Genomic DNA, 17,164 nt, shown 5'->3' with positions numbered 1-17,164 from the left:
ATTTCAGCGGGACGCTGAAACGGGAAAGCCCCTCCCGAGGAAGGGGCCTTAAATAAGGACAGGGTCATGATGAAGATACTCATCATCGTGGTGCTCTTAGTCATTAGCTTCCCGGCTTACTAAGACTACCAGGGCGGGGGAAACCCCGCTCTACCCTCACTCCTGAAAATATGCCTTCACGGTCAGATTGTCAATCCGCAGGCTTTGCCGTCTGCGAGCCTGCCAGCAAATATTCTTTGCGAGTCGTTACGCAATAATCACAGATGAAACTATGTTATCCGCGAGTCAGCGATAGACTGCGTACATGGCGAAAGGAGGTAAGCCGACGATTTCAGCGGGACGCTGAAACGGGAAAGCCCCTCCCGAGGAAGGGGCCTAAATAAGGAAAGGGTCATGATGAAGATACTCATCATCGTGGTGCTCTTAGTCATTAGCTGGCCAGCTTACTAAGACTACCAGGGCGGGGGAAACCCCGCTCTACCCTCACTCCTGAACTTATGTTACTCCACCCTTATTGTCAATCTGTAAGCCCACGTTCTTGCGAGGCGAATAGCAAACTTATCTGCGCCGCCGGGCTTAATTCTGAAAGTATCTTCGCTTGCTCTTAATTTATTATTGCTCTCGGTATGATACCGAATCTCAATAATTCTCTAAGAAAGGAACTCTTATGAGCGAACAAATTACGTTTGCCACCAGCGATTTTGCCAGTAACCCGGAACCACGTTGCCCCTGTATTTTACTGCTGGATGTTTCTGGCTCGATGAGCGGTAGACCCATTAACGAACTTAACGCAGGATTGGTGACCTTTCGCGATGAACTGCTTGCCGATCCGCTGGCCTTAAAAAGAGTGGAACTCGGCATTGTGACTTTCGGCCCGGTGCATGTGGAACAACCATTTACCAGCGCCGCTAACTTTTTCCCGCCTATCTTGTTTGCTCAGGGCAATACGCCAATGGGCGCTGCAATTACCAAAGCCCTGAATATGGTTGAGGAGCGGAAACGTGAGTACCGTGCAAATGGTATTTCGTATTATCGCCCGTGGATTTTCTTGATCACCGATGGCGCGCCAACCGATGAGTGGCAGGCTGCTGCCAGTAAAGTGTTTCAGGGAGAAGAAGATAAGAAGTTTGCCTTCTTTACCATCGGTGTTCAGGGGGCTGATATGAATACTCTGGCACAAATCAGCGTCCGTCAGCCTTTGCCGTTGCAGGGATTACAATTCCGTGAACTGTTTAGCTGGTTATCTAGTTCGCTACGTTCGGTTTCCCGCTCCACGCCGGGAACGGAAGTTGTACTGGAAGCGCCAAAAGGCTGGACGTCAGTGTGAGCTGGCGTCTGGTCTATTCATCAGCCGTCGGAACGTCGCATATCAGCGCGGACTTACCTTGCCAGGATGCCTGCCAGATGCAGGTTGTCTGGCTAAACGACCAGCAACCGTTACTGGTGATGTTCCTTGCTGATGGTGCAGGTAGCGTTTCGCAGGGTGGCGAAGGCGCGACGCTCGCCGTCAGTGAAGCGATGGCGTTTATGATGCAAAAAGTACAGGGTGGTGAATGTGCTCTGAATGATGTGCTTGCGACAGATATTGTGCTGGCAATTCGCCACCGTATTAGTGCCCGTGCACAAGCTGAAGAACTGGCGGTTCGTGATTTTTCCTGTACTTTTCTGGGCGTTATATCATCAGCGACCGGCACGTTGATTATGCAGATTGGCGATGGTGGCGTGGTGGTGGATTTTGGTGAAGGGCTACAGCTACCACTAACGCCGATGAATGGCGAATATGCCAATATGACCTATTTCATTACTGATGAAGATGCTGTCACGCGCCTTGAGACTTACAGTTGCGATGCGCAGGTGATAAAAGTGGCTGCATTTACGGACGGTATTCAGCGGCTGGCGTTAAATATGATGGAAAATTCTCCCCATGTACCTTTCTTTGCGCCATTTTTCAATGGACTGGCGTCAGCAACGTCAGAACAACGCGATATATTGCCAGATTTGCTAAAGCAATTTTTGTCCTGCCCCGCAGTGAATGAACGCACCGATGATGATAAAACGCTGGCGCTGGCCATGTGGTTGCCGTGAAATCAACTATATATACCGCAGCTGGCGATTGCGTGACGCCAGGTCATGAATTAGGCAAAGGCGGCGAAGGCGCGGTTTATGATATCAATGAGTTTGTCGATAGCGTCGCCAAGATTTATCACACGCCGCCACCCGCCTTAAAACGGGACAAACTTGCCTTTATGGCTGCGACAGCTGACGCACAGTTGCTCAATTATGTCGCCTGGCCGCAGTCAACGCTTCACGCTGGACGAGGCGGAAAAGTTATCGGTTTTATGATGCCGAAAGTCTCCGGCAAAGAACCTATTCATATGATCTATAGCCCGGCACATCGTCGTCAACGTTTCCCTCATTGTGCATGGGATTTTCTACTCTATGTTGCGCGCAATATTGCTTCATCTTTTGCTACGGTTCACGAGCACGGGCATGTCGTGGGTGACGTAAACCAGAACAGCTTTATGGTAGGCCGTGACAGCAAAGTGGTGTTGATCGACAGCGACTCCTTTCAGATTAACGCTAATGGCACGCTGCATTTATGCGAAGTCGGCGTGTCGCATTTTACGCCGCCAGAGCTGCAAACCTTGCCGTCATTTGTTGGATTTGAGCGCACCGTAAATCACGATAATTTTGGCCTTGCGTTGCTGATTTTTCACGTCTTGTTTGGTGGTCGGCATCCTTATTCCGGTGTACCGCTTATTGCCGAAGCGGGTAATGCGTTGGAGAAGGATATTGCTCATTTCCGTTATGCCTATGCATCAGACAATCAGCGACGTGGCTTAAAACCGCCGCCACGATCTATTCCGCTATCGATGTTACCGGGTGATGTTGAAGGCATGTTTCAGCAGGCATTCACCGAAAGTGGCGTGGCAACCGCGCGTCCGACGGCAAAAGCGTGGGTAGCGGCACTGGATTCTTTACGCCAACAGTTAAAGAAATGTACTGCTTCGGTAATGCATGTTTACCCCGGTCATTTGACCGACTGCCCGTGGTGTGCGCTGGATAATCAAGGCGTTATCTATTTTATTGATCTCGGCGAAGAGGTTGTTACCACCGGCGGGGATTTTGTGCTGGCGAAAGTCTGGGCGATGGTGATGGCATCAGTAGCACCGCCAGCATTGCAACTGCCATTACCCGATCACTTCCAACCGACTGGCAGGCCGCTTCCTTTAGGCCTGTTACGGAGTGAATACATCATTCTGATTGAGATCGCACTGTCAGCGTTATCGCTGTTGCTTTGCGGCCTTCAGGCAGAACCGCGTTATATTATTTTAGTTCCTGTGCTGGCGGCTATCTGGATTATTGGCAGCCTGACAAGCAAAGCGTACAAAGCAGAAATCCAGCAACGCCGTGAGGCGTTTAATCGTGCAAAAATGGACTATGACCATTTAGTTAACCAGATCCAGCAGGTGGGTGGGCTGGAAGGTTTTATCGCCAAACGGACGATGCTTGAAAAAATGAAGGACGAGCTTTTGGGATTGCCGGAAGACGAAAAACGCGAGCTGACAGCACTTCACAACACCGCAAGGGAACGCCAGAAGCAGAAGTTTCTGGAGGGATTTTTTATTGATGTTGCCTCTATTCCCGGCGTTGGTCCCGCGCGTAAAGCGGCGTTACGGTCCTTTGGTATCGAAACAGCGGCAGATGTGAACCGCCGTGGAGTTAAACAAGTGAAAGGATTTGGCGACCATCTGACCCAGGCGGTTATCGACTGGAAAGCGAGTTGCGAACGCCGTTTTGTTTTCAGGCCGAACGAAGCGGTAACGCCAGCAGACAGACAAGCGGTAATGGCGAAAATGACCGCCAAACGTCATCGGCTGGAAGCCGCATTGACAGAGGGCGCGGCAGAGTTACAGCGATTTCGCCTTCATGCTCCCGCACGAACCATGCCGTTGATGGCGCCGTTACATCAGGCGGCAGGAAAACTGGCTCAGGCGCAGGCAGATTTAAGCCGCTGCTGAGCCATTTCTTATTTAACGAAATACTACTTCTGCCCAGCGCGCCAGCCCGGCGGTGACGGAGCCAAAGTCGTCGCCACCTGCAATCGGGATGCCCGGCAGCTGTTCCGCCAGTGCCTTTTTAATCAGCGGCGATCGGGCGCTACCACCTGTCAGATAGATGACGTCTGGTTTTTCCTGGGCGTTATCCAGCGCCAGTTGCACCTGTTCCAGAATCCGCGCCAGCGGCTGGTTGAGGGCGCTTTCCAGTCCATGCTGGCTAATCAACGTTGCCAGTTCGTCACCGATAAACGGCAGCGACGCGCAGGTTTCCGCTGCGCTTGAAAGGGCAATTTTGCACTCTTCCGCGCTGCGCACCAGACGATAACTTAAACGTTGCCGCCAGACTTTCTGTAACAGGGCGACTTTCTCTGGCTCGCGGGCGTCGCGTACCAGGTCGTTAAGCAGGCGACCGTTGGCGCTACTGTAGAAATCACTCTGCGCAGGTACGTCGTTGATGGCAACCGCATTCCACCACGGTAGGATCGGCAGGGCGATACCTTTTTCGGTTTCGCCACCCATGCCCAGTAACGGCATCAGGTTTTTAAACGCCAGTGCGATATCCAGATCGTTACCACCAATACGGCAACCACTGTGACCCAGTAGGCTGGATTCACGATCGAGACGCGAACGCCACTGCGGCCCCATCAGCAACAATGAACAGTCAGTAGTACCACCGCCGATATCCACCACCAGTACGCGTTTTTCTTCCTGCAAGGTTGCTTCGTAATCCAGCCCTGCCGCCACCGGCTCGTACTGGAATACCACATCCTTGAATCCGGCACGCTTCGCCGCACGTTCCAGAATCCCTTGCGCCTGGGCGTTTGCTTCATCGCCGCCCAATCCCTGGAAGTTGATTGGACGACCAATGACTGCCTGGGTAATTGTTTCTGGCAGTTGCGCCTGCGCTTGTTGGCGAATGTGCAACATCATTGCGCAGACCAGATCCTCAAACAGCGCCACCTGCTGTGGTTTTAACCCGCTGGCACCGAGGAACGATTTCGGTGATTTCACAAACCACACTTCTTCCGGATCATCAATATACTGCGCCAGTGAGGAAAGACCGAACTGCACGCTTTTCGCCGTGACGTCGATATCTTCTTCGCGGTTATAACGAAGCGCCCGACGTAACAGCGCCTGCGTTTCATCATCGTTTGCCGGAACATCATGATGGCGGTACAGCCACTCGCTTACTGCTTCACGCGTTGGTGCGCAAAGCATTGAAGGCAGCAGCGTGCTGTCATTTTCCATTTTCAACATCTGCGGTTTACCGTCGCGCATCACCGCCACTGAACAGTTTGCTGTACCGTAATCAAAACCAATAAACACGAAATAATCCCCATGCCGGTGAAGAAGGGGCGTGACTTTAGCGAAATGTTGCCGTCGCGACAACCGGAATATGAAAGCAAAGCGCAGCGTCTGAATAACGTTTATGCTGAAAGCGGATAAAAAAGGAGATGCGATGTATACCCTGAACTGGCAGCCGCCGTATGACTGGTCGTGGATGTTGGGATTTCTTGCCGCCCGTGCGGTGAGTGGAGTGGAAACAGTTGCGGACAATTATTATGCCCGTAGTCTGGCGGTGGGCGAACATCGCGGCGTGATAACGGTGGTTCCTGATGTCAAAACTAATACGTTGCAAGTGAACCTAAGTTCGGGATTAGAACCTGTGGCGACCGAGTGCCTGGCGAAAATGAGCCGCCTGTTTGATCTGCAATGTAATCCGCAGATTGTTAACGGTGCATTGGGTGAATTAGACGCGGCGCGACCCGGATTGCGTTTACCAGGCTGTGTTGATGCTTTTGAGCAGGGCGTGCGCGCGATTTTAGGCCAACTGGTGAGCGTGGCGATGGCGGCAAAATTGACTGCCAAAGTGGCGCAGCTTTATGGCGAACGGCTGGATGATTTCCCTGAATATGTCTGCTTTCCCACGCCCCAACGACTGGCAGCAGCCGACCCGCTGGCACTAAAAGGGTTGGGGATGCCGTTGAAACGGGCAGAGGCGCTGATTCATTTAGCCAATGCGGCACTGGATGGCTCCTTACCGATGACAATGTCGGGCGACGTTGAGCAAGCGATGAAAACGCTGCAAACATTTCCTGGAATTGGGCGCTGGACGGCGAATTATTTCGCCTTGCGTGGCTGGCAAGCGAAAGATGTTTTCCTGCCGGATGATTATTTGATTAAACAGCGATTTCCTGGAATGACGCCGGCACAAATCCGCCGTTATGCCGAACGCTGGAAACCCTGGCGTTCTTATGCGCTGTTGCATATCTGGTATACGGAAGGCTGGCAACCAGAAGAAGTATGATGCTGGTCGTCTTATCCAGTCTGGGGAATGAGCGAATTGTAGACCTGATAAGACGCGTCAGCGTCGCATCAGGCAATACTCAGTTAATCGCGAAATAACTGCTATTAATCAGCAAATCCAGAGGCTGAGCGTCGGCAATGACATCGCCATAAATCAGATCAACACCCATGCCGGAAAGCGTATCCATCACCAGCGGCAACGCTACTGGCCCCGCGATGGTCTTCACCCCCAGCCGCTGGGCATGACCCTGAATGATCGATATCAGCATCTCATCCATCAAATTACCCTGTACGCTGGCGCATAACTCACCGTCGAGCAGCAGATAATCCGCCATATTTGCTTTCAGTGTGTTGAAGAGCTGCAGATCGCGCCCCACCTGACTGAGCACGATCCGGCAGCCTGCCAGCCGCAATTTATGCATATTTTCTGCGTGGTCGAAAATCGCTTCAGCCGGAATAATCAGATGTAATAACCGTGACGGTAGGGAACTGCTTTCCAGTTGCTCAAGCAGTTTATCCACCAGCGGGGCGCTGCTTAACCCGGCAACGGAAAGGGGGAGGGCGATGCTTAAGCCTTTACTGGCAACCGCTTTTGCTGTCTGCTGGAAAAACTCATGTAATATCCGACGATCAAGGGCGTGATTGAGCGCCGGATCGCTGAAACTACGACGAAATGCCAGTTCATCAATAGTCTCACCTTCACTACTCCAGAGCTTAAGCGAAATCAGCCACAAATTACGCGTAGCCGGGATTCGTGGTGAAGCGACGCCGTGGGCGATCATCATCAGTTGATTCTCTTTGATCATCCGCCACTGTTCATCGAGTGACATCATCGCCTGTTCGCTATGTTTGGCAGTTTGCTGTGGTTCGTAAATCGTCACCCGACCACGCCCACCATTTTTCGAAGCATAACAGGCGATATCGGCCTGCGACATCACGTCTGCCGCCTGATGATTGCTGTCATCGATAAGGGTAATCCCTGCGCTGGCACCTACCCGATGCACGCGGCCTTCCCACATAAAGTGATAGTCATTAATCGCACTGATAATGCGTGTGGCGATAAAGCGGGCACTTTCAACATTACAGTCCGGTAGCAACAGACCAAATTCATCACCGCCGAGTCGCGCCAGCACGTCGCTGGAGCGCAGCATACTCAGCATCAACGACGCCAGTTCACGCAGTAAAGCATCACCCGCCGCGTGCCCGGCGCTGTCATTCACCGCTTTAAAATGATCAAGATCGATAAACACCAGTGCATGTCGATGATGCGTGCTGCTTACCGTTTGCAGCAGTATTCGCAGTTGTTTTTCAAAACTGGCACGGTTAGTGAGATGCGTCAGGGCATCATGGGAGGCGCTATAACTAAGCTGGCGCAGCATTTTGCGTGACTCAGTCACATCCTGAATGACCAGTACCGAACCAATATTGCTGCCATCCAGCGTACTTAACGGCGTAATGCTGTAATGGACGTCGTAGCTTCCGCCGTTGCGGCAGTGGAGAACGACATCTTGTTCAATAGCGGAACGCGACGTGTCGGCACTGTAAATGTTCTCCATTAATGGCCCATTGTCGCCAAATGTAATTTGCAACGCTGTTAATAGTGGAACGCCCAACGCCTCTTCTTGTGTCCAGCCGCTCATCTTCTCTGCAACCGGATTCATAAAGGTAATTTTCATCGCCATATCAATACAGACCACGGCTTCGCCGATGGAATCCAGCGTAATGTGCAGGCGCTCTTTTTCCTGAAACAGCGCCTCGTTCAGCTGTTTCACTTCGGTCATATCAATGTTAATACCGAGCAATCGTTCGACTTCGCCTTCTTTATTCAGCACCCGATTGGCGAGGGCGCGGATATGACGAATACCGTCTTTCACGGTGATGCGAAATTCCAGCTTAAAGGGCAAGCGAGCCTGTAATGAATCACGAATCACTTTTTCGGCGTGTTGGCGATCTTCCGGCAGCACGCAGTCATACCACACCTGCCAGTTCGGTTTGATATGTGGCGAAATTTCATACAGCTCGAACATCCGCTTATCCCAACTAAAAATATCCGGCTTCAGTTCCCACTCCCAGATGCCAATCCCACCCGCTTCATTAGCCAGCGTTATCCGTTCCATCAGGCGTTTGTTAATCTGTTCGGTGCGTTTAAGATCGTTTATGTCTTCAATCTGCGCAATAAAGTAGAGCGGCGTGCCATCGGTGTGGCGCACCAGCGAGACGGCAAGCAGCGCCCAGACAACGTCGCCATTACGGTTGTAATAACGTTTCTCCATCGAGTAGGTATTTATTTCACCGCTAATTAGCTTCTCAACGTGTTGCAGATCTTTATTGAGATCTTCCGGCCAGGTAAGTTGCTGGAAGGTGAGGGCGCGCAACTCTTCCTGGCTGTAACCGAGAAACTGGCATAACGCTTTGTTGGATTGCAGCCATTGCCCCTCGGTGCCCACTAATGCCATGCCGATGGCGGAATATTCCATAGCGTTACGAAAGCGGGTTTCGCTTTCTGAAATATGCTTGCGTTCAGCGCGAAAGGCGTACATCACCATGGTCATGATGTTGGCGGGCAGCAGGATCAGCAAAAATGGTAGCCACGGTACGTGACTCATCAAGTAGGTTCGCGGCGTGGCAAGTAAAGTCGGATCGGCCGCCATCATCAGCGACACCATCATCACTGTAGTGAGGAAGATCAAAAAGGCTTCCATCCGTGGCAGGCGCACGGCACTCCACATCAGTAGCACAATAATGAAAGTAAAAGGCCACGGTAGATATAGCATCGAGAGCCAGCTTAACGTCAGCGTGATGGCTAATGTTAGTAGTGTTTCAAACAACAGCCGTGGATCACGGTGACGGAGCAGGTAATGTGGCTTAAATAACAATCCTAGCGGTACTAGCGCCAGTGCGCCGATTGATTCGGAAAGTACCCAGATTAGAAATGCTCTAAGCGGATCGTCGTCTGATACCAGCAGGATAACCAGCACGCCACCCAATACTGGCGGTACGATGGCGCTGCCAAATGCGAGACGTAGCCAGTCAGCCAGATTTTGCAGTGGGTTATACCACGGCAGCAATTTCCGCAGCAGCATTGCCCCCACGACGGCCTCAACAATGTTGATTGCCGTCCACGTCATATTCAGCGAACTGGTAGAGAAGAGCAGTACGGATGCGGCGATATTCCCCAGCGAGCAGGCCAATGCGATTCCCGGCCACATCCGTCCGGCATGGCGGTAAAATGCCACCATCATAATGGACGTGGGGAACCAGAGTGGCGCAAGTTGCGTACCGAACTGTGAAAGCTCAAGCGAGAAAAGGGTAAAGATGAATGAGACTAAACCTAAACTGACGAGGTGAAGCAGGGGATGAGGCAGGGTAATTAAAACACGTTGTGATGGTTTACTCATTACCGCTCTATCCGTATGACCAGGTCGTCAGTATTAGTATCTGTGTTTATGCTAGTACAAAAGTTTTACATTTTATATGCGGATTGTTCATAAAGTGACGTGGTGGCAGATAATTTGTGCAACTTTACACAACATTTTTTACCTTGCGTTAAAACCGAACAATTAAATTTGCGTCAGGGAATTGATCGTCAACAATTAACTCTAAGTGTGCGGCAACGCTATTCGACTGGTATCAGGCGGATGAAATCCCTATAATTGCCGCGTTTGGCGCTTCGGCGCCCCCTTCCTAACATCCAGGTTAATCAGGTCGCTAAATTTATGACTGATCAGTCTCATCAGTGCGTCATTATCGGTATTGCTGGCGCATCGGCTTCCGGCAAGAGTCTCATTGCCAGTACCCTTTATCGTGAATTACGTGAACAAGTGGGTGATGAACACATCGGCGTTATTCCGGAAGATTGTTACTACAAAGATCAAAGCCATCTGTCGATGGAAGAACGCGTTAAGACCAACTATGACCATCCGAGCGCGATGGATCACAGTCTGTTGCTTGAACATTTACAAGCGTTGAAACGCGGCTCGGCTATCGACCTGCCGGTTTACAGCTACGTTGAACATACGCGTATGAAAGAAACGGTGAAGGTTGAGCCGAAGAAAGTCATTATTCTCGAAGGCATCTTGCTGCTGACGGATGCGCGTTTGCGTGACGAACTTAACTTCTCAATTTTCGTTGATACCCCACTGGACATCTGCCTGATGCGCCGCATCAAGCGCGACGTTAACGAGCGTGGGCGTTCGATGGATTCTGTAATGGCACAATATCAAAAAACGGTGCGTCCGATGTTCCTGCAATTCATTGAACCTTCCAAACAATATGCGGACATTATCGTGCCGCGCGGCGGTAAAAACCGCATCGCGATCGATATATTGAAAGCGAAAATAAGTCAGTTCTTTGAATAAGCTTGATAAATTGTGTACCGTTCAGTGATAACCTGGTATGCCCTTGACGTAATTGGCGTTAAGGGAGTGATGCGCGAAAGGAGAAAATGCCATGCGTCTGTGTGACCGAGATATTGAAGCCTGGCTTGATGAAGGCCGTTTGTCGATCAACCCACGTCCGCCGGTGGAGCGTATTAATGGCGCGACGGTAGATGTGCGCCTGGGCAATAAGTTTCGTACCTTCCGTGGTCACACGGCAGCGTTTATCGATCTGAGCGGTCCCAAAGATGAAGTGAGCGCCGCGCTCGATCGGGTGATGAGCGATGAAATCGTGCTCGACGAGGGCGAGGCGTTTTATCTCCATCCGGGAGAACTGGCGCTGGCGGTGACGCTGGAGTCGGTCACGCTGCCTGCCGATCTTGTGGGCTGGCTGGATGGGCGCTCCTCACTGGCGCGTCTGGGGTTGATGGTTCACGTTACCGCTCACCGTATCGATCCAGGCTGGTCTGGCTGCATCGTGCTTGAGTTTTACAACTCCGGTAAATTGCCGCTGGCGCTGCGTCCGGGCATGTTAATTGGCGCGTTAAGTTTTGAGCCGCTTTCCGGCCCGGCGGCGCGACCATACAACCGTCGTGAAGATGCGAAATATCGCAACCAGCAGGGCGCGGTTGCCAGCCGAATCGATAAAGACTAATTCAGGCTCATTGAGGATACCATGAGACGATTTCTGACGACCCTGATGATAATCCTGGTCGTGCTGGTGGCCGGATTATCTGCGTTAGTGTTGCTGGTGAATCCGAATGATTTCCGCGACTATATGGTCAAGCAGGTCGCTGCACGTAGTGGTTATCAATTGCAGTTGGATGGGCCGCTGCGTTGGCACGTCTGGCCGCAGCTTAGTATCCTCTCCGGGCGAATGTCCCTCACCGCCCAGGGCGCGAGCCAGCCACTGGTGCGCGCCGATAATATGCGCCTTGATGTGGCGTTATTGCCGTTATTGAGTCATCAACTGAGCGTTAAGCAGGTGATGCTGAAAGGCGCGGTAATTCAACTTACGCCACAGTCGGAAGCGGTTCGTCGTGACGATGCCCCTGTTGCGCCGCGCGACAATACGTTGCCGGATCTGTCAGAAAATCGCGGCTGGTCGTTTGATATCTCCAGTCTGAAAGTGGCGGACAGTCTGCTGGTGTTCCAGCATGAAGATGACGAGCAGGTGACGATTCGCAACATCCGTCTGCAAATGGAACAAGATCCACAGCATCGCGGTTCGTTTGAGTTCTCCGGGCGGGTTAACCGCGATCAGCGCGATCTCACGTTATCTCTCAAGGGCACGGTGGATGCTTCTGATTATCCGCATGATTTAACCGCAGCCATTGAGCAAATTAGCTGGCAGCTGCAAGGCGCAGATCTGCCACAGCAAGGTATTCAGGGGCAGGGGAGCTTCCAGGCTCAGTGGCAAGAGCCACATAAACGCCTTTCATTTAATCAAATCAATTTGACCGCGAATGACAGCGCGCTTAGTGGACAAGCGCAGGTCACGCTGACTGAAAAGCCCGAATGGTTGTTAAGATTGCAGTTTTCGCAACTGAATCTTGATAATCTCATACCGCTTAATGAAGCCGTTAACAGTGAAAACGGAACCACGCAACAGGGGCAGAACCAGCCAATGCTGCCGCGTCCGGTCATTTCCTCGCGTATTGATGAGCCGGCCTATCAAGGGTTGAAAGGTTTTGCGGCTGATATTTTGTTGCAGGCCAGTAACGTGCGTTGGCGCGGGATGAATTTTACTGATGTTGCTACGCAAATGACCAATAAATCGGGTTTGCTGGAAATCACCCAACTGCAAGGCAAACTCAATGGTGGACAGGTATCGCTGCCGGGGACGCTGGACGCGACATCAACAAATCCACGTATAAGCTTCCAGCCACGGCTGGAGAACGTTGAGATTGGCACCATTCTGAAGGCATTTAACTATCCGATTTCGTTAACCGGAAAAATGTCTCTGGCTGGCGACTTCTCTGGCGCTGATATTGATGCCGACGCATTCCGCCACAACTGGCAAGGGCAAGCGCATGTTGAAATGACCGACACGCGCATGGAAGGGATGAACTTCCAGCAGATGATTCAGCAAGCGGTAGAACGTAACGGCGGTGATGTGAAGGTCGCTGAAAACTTCGATAATGTGACTCGTCTCGACCGCTTTACGACCGATCTCACGCTACATAATGGCCTCGTGACGTTAAACGACATGCAAGGTCAATCGCCGGTGTTGGCACTGACAGGGGAAGGCACGTTGAATCTGGCAGAGCAGACCTGCGATACCCAGTTTGACATTCGCGTCATTGGCGGCTGGAACGGAGAAAGCAAACTGATTGATTTCCTCAAAGAAACGCCAGTACCGCTGCGGGTTTACGGCAACTGGCAGCAACTCAATTACAGCCTGCAAGTGGATCAGTTACTGCGCAAACACTTACAGGATGAAGCCAAACGTCGCTTGCACGATTGGGCTGAGCGCAATAAAGATTCCCGCAATGGCAAAGATGTGAAGAAGTTGCTGGAGAAGATGTAAGTTTCCAGATGATATAATTTGTAGGCCTGATGCAACGCTTTACGCGTTTTATCAGGCCTACATACCATCACACCTCGTACTCCAAATTATCTTCCTTACGCAGCGGAATAATCTGCACCTTCTGCACGCGATGGCTTTCCACCTGCAACGTTTTAAGCAAATAATCCCCCACCTGAACTTCTTCGCCAGGTTTTGGAATACGCTGTAAATATTCCATCAGCAGCCCGGCGATGGTGTGATATTCACGTTTTTCATCCAGCGGCAGCGGCACATATTGCACCAGATCTTCCAGTGGCATATGACCATTCGCCGTCCAGGAACCGTCGGCGTTTTTCTGAATATCATGGCGGGCGTCGATCTCTTCCACTTCGTTCGGTAAGTTACCAGCAATGGTTTCGGTGACGTCACTTAATGTCACAATCCCTTCCACCGAGCCAAACTCATCCACCACAAAAGCAAAGTGCGTGCGGGCGTTGCGGAACTGCTCCAGGGCAGGTAACAGCGGCAAGGTTTCCGGGAAAACCAGCGGCTGGCGAATCAACACCCGCAGATTGAGCGGTTCGCCGCGCAGCGACTGTTGTAGCAGATCGATAACGTGAACAACACCAAGCAAATCTTCCGCGTCATCGCCATCGGTAACGACCAGACGCGTATGTTGATTTCGCTCCAGCAACTGGCGGATCTCGTCTTCCGGCGCGTTGAGATCGATATGCTCGATATCGTGGCGCGAGGTCATGATGCTGCTGACGGTACGCTGGTTAAGATTAAGCACCCGCTCGATCATCCGCCGCTCCTGCGGATTAAAGATTTGCTGATTATCATGATCCACCAGCATTGATGCGGTTTCGGCGTCCAGTTCCGCATCTTCTTTTTGCCCGCTTAACAGGCGCATTACCGCTTCGGTGGTGCGCTGGCGCAGGGTCTGGTTAGCGGAAAGAAAACGTCGCCGGTTAAAGATGGCTAACTGATTGAGCGCCTCGATCATCACCGAGAAACCAATCGCAGCGTACAGATAGCCTTTCGGAATGACGAAGCCGAAACCTTCCGCCACCAGGCTAAAGCCAATCATCAACAGGAAACTTAAGCAGAGAATAACGATCGTCGGGTGACTGTTAACAAATTGCGTTAACGGTTTACTTGCCATCAGCATCAGGCTGATAGCGATAACGACGGCAGCCATCATGACCAGCAAATGGTCGACCATCCCGACGGCGGTAATCACCGAGTCGAGTGAGAAGATGGCGTCCAGCACCACAATTTGCGTCACCACACCCCAGAACTTCGCACCTTTGCGTTGCGTGGGATTATTGCTGTCTTTCCCTTCCAGTCGCTCGTTCAGCTCCATCGTGGCTTTGAACAGCAGGAAGAAACCACCAAACAGCATGATTAAGTCGCGGGCGCTAAAGGTAAATGAGCGGAAGCTGAACAGTGGTTGAGTCAGGGTGACCAGCCAGGAGATTGACGCCAGCAGTAACAGGCGCATTAACATTGCCAGCAGCAGCCCGGTAACCCGTGCGCGGTCGCGCTGCTTCGGCGGTAGTTTTTCGGCGAGGATGGCAATAAAGACCAGGTTATCAATGCCGAGGACCAGTTCGAGCACAATCAGCGTGATTAACCCGGCCCAGATAGACGGATCGGCAATCCATTCCATAGTAAGTACAAAACCTATTCGTTGTATGACAAATGTCACAATTCGATCATGGATAAATCGGGGCAAAAATGCAATGTTGCAGCACTATTTATCTGACTTTATTTGAGAACTATAACATTGCATTATCCCTGAATTAAAAGGGGTAATAATAAAATATTATTTAAGAAATATCGCATATAGAGATGCTATATTAAATATTGTCAACCTAAAGAAACTCCTAAAAAACACCACAAAGTACACTTACTATAATTCTTAAAAATAGCCCATTGTCGAATTGTTACCTTGCCTGCTATTCCGTTAGCTGTAACACTTCCTCCTGCATTATTGGAGAGCCAATATTCAATTACCATAATGCTACCTTATATTCGGAAGTTAATTTCTTGAATAACCCTTTCTCATCAACGACTGTATGCTGAGAGGGTTTTAAAAACCAAACTAAATCAGTGTATTGGTAGCTAAAAAGCCAGGGGCGGTAGCGTGTCTGGATGCCTGAAAGACCAGTCTGAATTATTCTGTCAATAGCCTGCGGATGAAATCAATTTTTTTAGGACTGATGCCAGTTAAATTCTTATTCAATTAGCTGCAAGGTAAATGTGCATGTCGATAAATAATGCACAGGATAATTACTCTGCCAAAGTGATAAATAAACAATGATGAAATCCAAAATGAAATTGATGCCATTATTGGTGTCAGTAACCTTGATAAGCGGTTGCACAGTACTTCCGGGCAGTAATATGTCTACGCTGGGTAAAGACGTCATCAAACAGCAGGACGCTGATTTCGACCTCGACAAAATGGTGAATGTTTATCCGCTGACCCCGCGCCTGATTGATCAATTACGCCCACGCCCGAACGTGGCGCGCCCCAATATGACGCTGGAAAGCGAGATTGCTAATTACCAGTATCGCGTCGGGCCGGGCGACGTTCTTAATGTCACCGTCTGGGATCACCCGGAACTCACTACGCCAGCCGGTCAGTACCGCAGCTCCAGCGACACTGGCAACTGGGTACAGCCTGACGGCACCATGTTCTACCCGTATATCGGCAAGGTTCACGTGGTGGGGAAAACGCTCGCTGAAATCCGCAGTGATATTACCAGCCGCTTAGCGACGTACATCGCTGACCCGCAGGTGGACGTTAATATCGCCGCCTTCCGCTCACAAAAAGCCTATATCTCAGGTCAGGTGAATAAATCCGGTCAGCAGGCCATCACCAACGTACCACTGACCATTCTCGACGCCATTAATGCCGCAGGTGGCCTGACCGACACAGCCGACTGGCGCAATGTGGTGCTGACACACAATGGTCGTGAAGAACGCATTTCTTTGCAGGCGCTGATGCAAAACGGCGACCTCAATCAGAACCGACTGCTTTACCCCGGCGATATTCTCTACGTGCCGCGTAATGATGATCTGAAAGTGTTTGTGATGGGTGAAGTGAAGAAACAGAGCACCCTGAAAATGGACTTTAGCGGCATGACCCTGACTGAAGCGTTAGGCAATGCCGAAGGTATCGACATGACCACCTCCAACGCCAGCGGCATCTTTGTCATTCGTCCGCTGAAAGGCGAGGGCGGGCGTAACGGCAAGATTGCCAATATCTACCAGCTGGATATGTCCGATGCCACGTCGCTGGTGATGGCGACGGAATTCCGCCTGCAACCTTATGACGTGGTGTATGTCACCACAGCCCCGGTTTCCCGCTGGAACCGTCTGATCAATCAGTTGCTGCCAACTATTAGCGGTGTCCGTTACATGACGGATACAGCCAGCGACATTCATAACTGGTAATCGTCATGTTTAACAACATTTTAGTTGTCTGTGTCGGCAATATTTGCCGTTCCCCGACGGCGGAACGCTTACTGCAACGTTATCACCCGGAGCTGAATGTGGAGTCCGCTGGACTCGGCGCGCTGGTCGGTAAGGGCGCTGATCCTACCGCCATCAGCGTCGCCGCCGAGCATCAACTGTCTCTGGAAGGTCACTGTGCACGGCAAATCAGCCGCCGCCTGTGTCGCAACTATGACCTGATTTTGACCATGGAAAAGCGCCATATTGAACGCTTATGCGAGATGGCGCCGGAGATGCGCGGCAAAGTGATGCTGTTTGGTCACTGGGATAACGAATGTGAAATCCCCGATCCGTATCGCAAAAGCCGGGAAACGTTTGCAGCGGTGTACACATTACTTGAACGGTCTGCCCGCCAGTGGGCGCAGGCATTGAACGCAGAGCAGGTATAA

14 protein-coding genes are annotated in these 17,164 nt (G+C 51.3%); 11 read left to right on the top strand and 3 right to left on the bottom strand.

Annotation, left to right across the window (positions count from 1 at the left end; genetic code table 11):
- The first annotated feature begins 66 nt into the window (after positions 1–66).
- From RGV86_RS04500 to RGV86_RS04480, 5 genes are all read left to right on the top strand, one after another.
- Positions 67–123 (top strand): type I toxin-antitoxin system Ibs family toxin, encoded by a 57-nt coding sequence (locus tag RGV86_RS04500; RefSeq protein ID WP_100792650.1) that lies wholly within the window; start codon positions 67–69, stop codon positions 121–123.
- Positions 124–393: 270 nt separating this feature from the next.
- On the top strand, positions 394–450 hold the full coding sequence (locus tag RGV86_RS04495; RefSeq protein WP_100692412.1) for a type I toxin-antitoxin system Ibs family toxin: 57 nt from the start codon (positions 394–396) through the stop codon (positions 448–450).
- A gap of 217 nt (positions 451–667) precedes the next feature.
- Entirely contained in the window at positions 668–1,327 is a 660-nt protein-coding gene (locus tag RGV86_RS04490; RefSeq protein ID WP_000003183.1) for a vWA domain-containing protein, read from the top strand.
- Positions 1,324–2,085, top strand: a complete 762-nt coding sequence (locus RGV86_RS04485; RefSeq protein ID WP_085460870.1) for a PP2C family serine/threonine-protein phosphatase — start codon at positions 1,324–1,326, stop codon at positions 2,083–2,085. Before RGV86_RS04490 ends, RGV86_RS04485 begins: the two co-directional genes overlap by 4 nt.
- Positions 2,082–4,022 (top strand): helix-hairpin-helix domain-containing protein, encoded by a 1,941-nt coding sequence (locus tag RGV86_RS04480; protein WP_085460921.1) that lies wholly within the window; start codon positions 2,082–2,084, stop codon positions 4,020–4,022. The genes RGV86_RS04485 and RGV86_RS04480 overlap by 4 nt, the downstream gene beginning before the upstream one ends.
- A gap of 12 nt (positions 4,023–4,034) precedes the next feature.
- Here RGV86_RS04480 and yegD read toward each other — a convergent pair whose 3' ends face one another.
- A complete protein-coding gene (gene yegD / locus RGV86_RS04475) occupies positions 4,035–5,387 on the bottom strand; it encodes a molecular chaperone (protein WP_000469767.1) in 1,353 nt (450 codons plus the stop codon).
- Positions 5,388–5,520: 133 nt separating this feature from the next.
- Here yegD and alkA point away from each other — a divergent pair, with 133 nt between their 5' ends.
- Positions 5,521–6,369 (top strand): DNA-3-methyladenine glycosylase 2, encoded by an 849-nt coding sequence (gene alkA, locus RGV86_RS04470; protein ID WP_085460920.1) that lies wholly within the window; start codon positions 5,521–5,523, stop codon positions 6,367–6,369.
- Between the two features lie 79 nt (positions 6,370–6,448).
- Here the strand turns inward: alkA and RGV86_RS04465 are convergent, their stop codons facing one another.
- On the bottom strand, positions 6,449–9,766 hold the full coding sequence (locus RGV86_RS04465) for a diguanylate cyclase (RefSeq protein ID WP_000042970.1): 3,318 nt from the start codon (positions 9,764–9,766) through the stop codon (positions 6,449–6,451).
- A 318-nt stretch (positions 9,767–10,084) separates the two neighbouring features.
- Here RGV86_RS04465 and udk point away from each other — a divergent pair, with 318 nt between their 5' ends.
- The 3 genes from udk to asmA all read left to right on the top strand — a co-directional run bounded on the left by udk (position 10,085) and on the right by asmA (position 13,274).
- A complete protein-coding gene (udk, locus tag RGV86_RS04460; protein ID WP_000132077.1) occupies positions 10,085–10,726 on the top strand; it encodes a uridine kinase in 642 nt (213 codons plus the stop codon).
- Positions 10,727–10,817: 91 nt separating this feature from the next.
- A complete protein-coding gene (dcd, locus tag RGV86_RS04455) occupies positions 10,818–11,399 on the top strand; it encodes a dCTP deaminase (protein ID WP_001234767.1) in 582 nt (193 codons plus the stop codon).
- A gap of 21 nt (positions 11,400–11,420) precedes the next feature.
- Positions 11,421–13,274, top strand: a complete 1,854-nt coding sequence (asmA, locus tag RGV86_RS04450) for an outer membrane assembly protein AsmA (protein ID WP_085460869.1) — start codon at positions 11,421–11,423, stop codon at positions 13,272–13,274.
- Between the two features lie 67 nt (positions 13,275–13,341).
- On the opposite strand, the gene RGV86_RS04445 is transcribed toward asmA, so the two are convergent.
- Positions 13,342–14,925, bottom strand: coding sequence for a TerC family protein (locus RGV86_RS04445; protein ID WP_085460868.1), 1,584 nt, complete (start codon positions 14,923–14,925; stop codon positions 13,342–13,344).
- A 650-nt stretch (positions 14,926–15,575) separates the two neighbouring features.
- Between RGV86_RS04445 and wza the strand changes: the two genes are divergently transcribed.
- Together wza and wzb are read left to right on the top strand one after the other, a co-directional pair.
- The gene (wza, locus tag RGV86_RS04440; RefSeq protein ID WP_000978081.1) at positions 15,576–16,715 is read left to right on the top strand and encodes a polysaccharide export protein Wza; all 1,140 of its coding nucleotides are present in this window, start codon (positions 15,576–15,578) and stop codon (positions 16,713–16,715) included.
- 5 nt (positions 16,716–16,720) lie between these two features.
- Positions 16,721–17,164: a low molecular weight protein-tyrosine-phosphatase Wzb gene (gene wzb, locus RGV86_RS04435; protein ID WP_000482919.1), complete on the top strand. Its 444-nt coding sequence runs from the start codon at positions 16,721–16,723 to the stop codon at positions 17,162–17,164.

Source organism: Escherichia ruysiae (assembly GCF_031323975.1).
GTDB lineage: Bacteria > Pseudomonadota > Gammaproteobacteria > Enterobacterales > Enterobacteriaceae > Escherichia > Escherichia ruysiae.
The sequence above is the reverse complement of the archived record's forward strand: the minus strand, read 5'-3'. Positions and strand labels throughout refer to the sequence as shown.

What these genes read in the sequence shown, in the direction of transcription:
- udk (WP_000132077.1), top strand. Translation starts at nt 10,085, where the DNA reads ATGACTGATCAGTCTCATCAGTGCGTCATTATCGGTATTGCTGGCGCA.
- RGV86_RS04490 (WP_000003183.1), top strand. Translation starts at nt 668, where the DNA reads ATGAGCGAACAAATTACGTTTGCCACCAGCGATTTTGCCAGTAACCCG.
- alkA (WP_085460920.1), top strand. Translation starts at nt 5,521, where the DNA reads ATGTATACCCTGAACTGGCAGCCGCCGTATGACTGGTCGTGGATGTTG.
- RGV86_RS04465 (WP_000042970.1), bottom strand. Translation starts at nt 9,766, where the DNA reads ATGAGTAAACCATCACAACGTGTTTTAATTACCCTGCCTCATCCCCTG.
- dcd (WP_001234767.1), top strand. Translation starts at nt 10,818, where the DNA reads ATGCGTCTGTGTGACCGAGATATTGAAGCCTGGCTTGATGAAGGCCGT.
- wza (WP_000978081.1), top strand. Translation starts at nt 15,576, where the DNA reads ATGATGAAATCCAAAATGAAATTGATGCCATTATTGGTGTCAGTAACC.
- RGV86_RS04445 (WP_085460868.1), bottom strand. Translation starts at nt 14,925, where the DNA reads ATGGAATGGATTGCCGATCCGTCTATCTGGGCCGGGTTAATCACGCTG.
- wzb (WP_000482919.1), top strand. Translation starts at nt 16,721, where the DNA reads ATGTTTAACAACATTTTAGTTGTCTGTGTCGGCAATATTTGCCGTTCC.
- asmA (WP_085460869.1), top strand. Translation starts at nt 11,421, where the DNA reads ATGAGACGATTTCTGACGACCCTGATGATAATCCTGGTCGTGCTGGTG.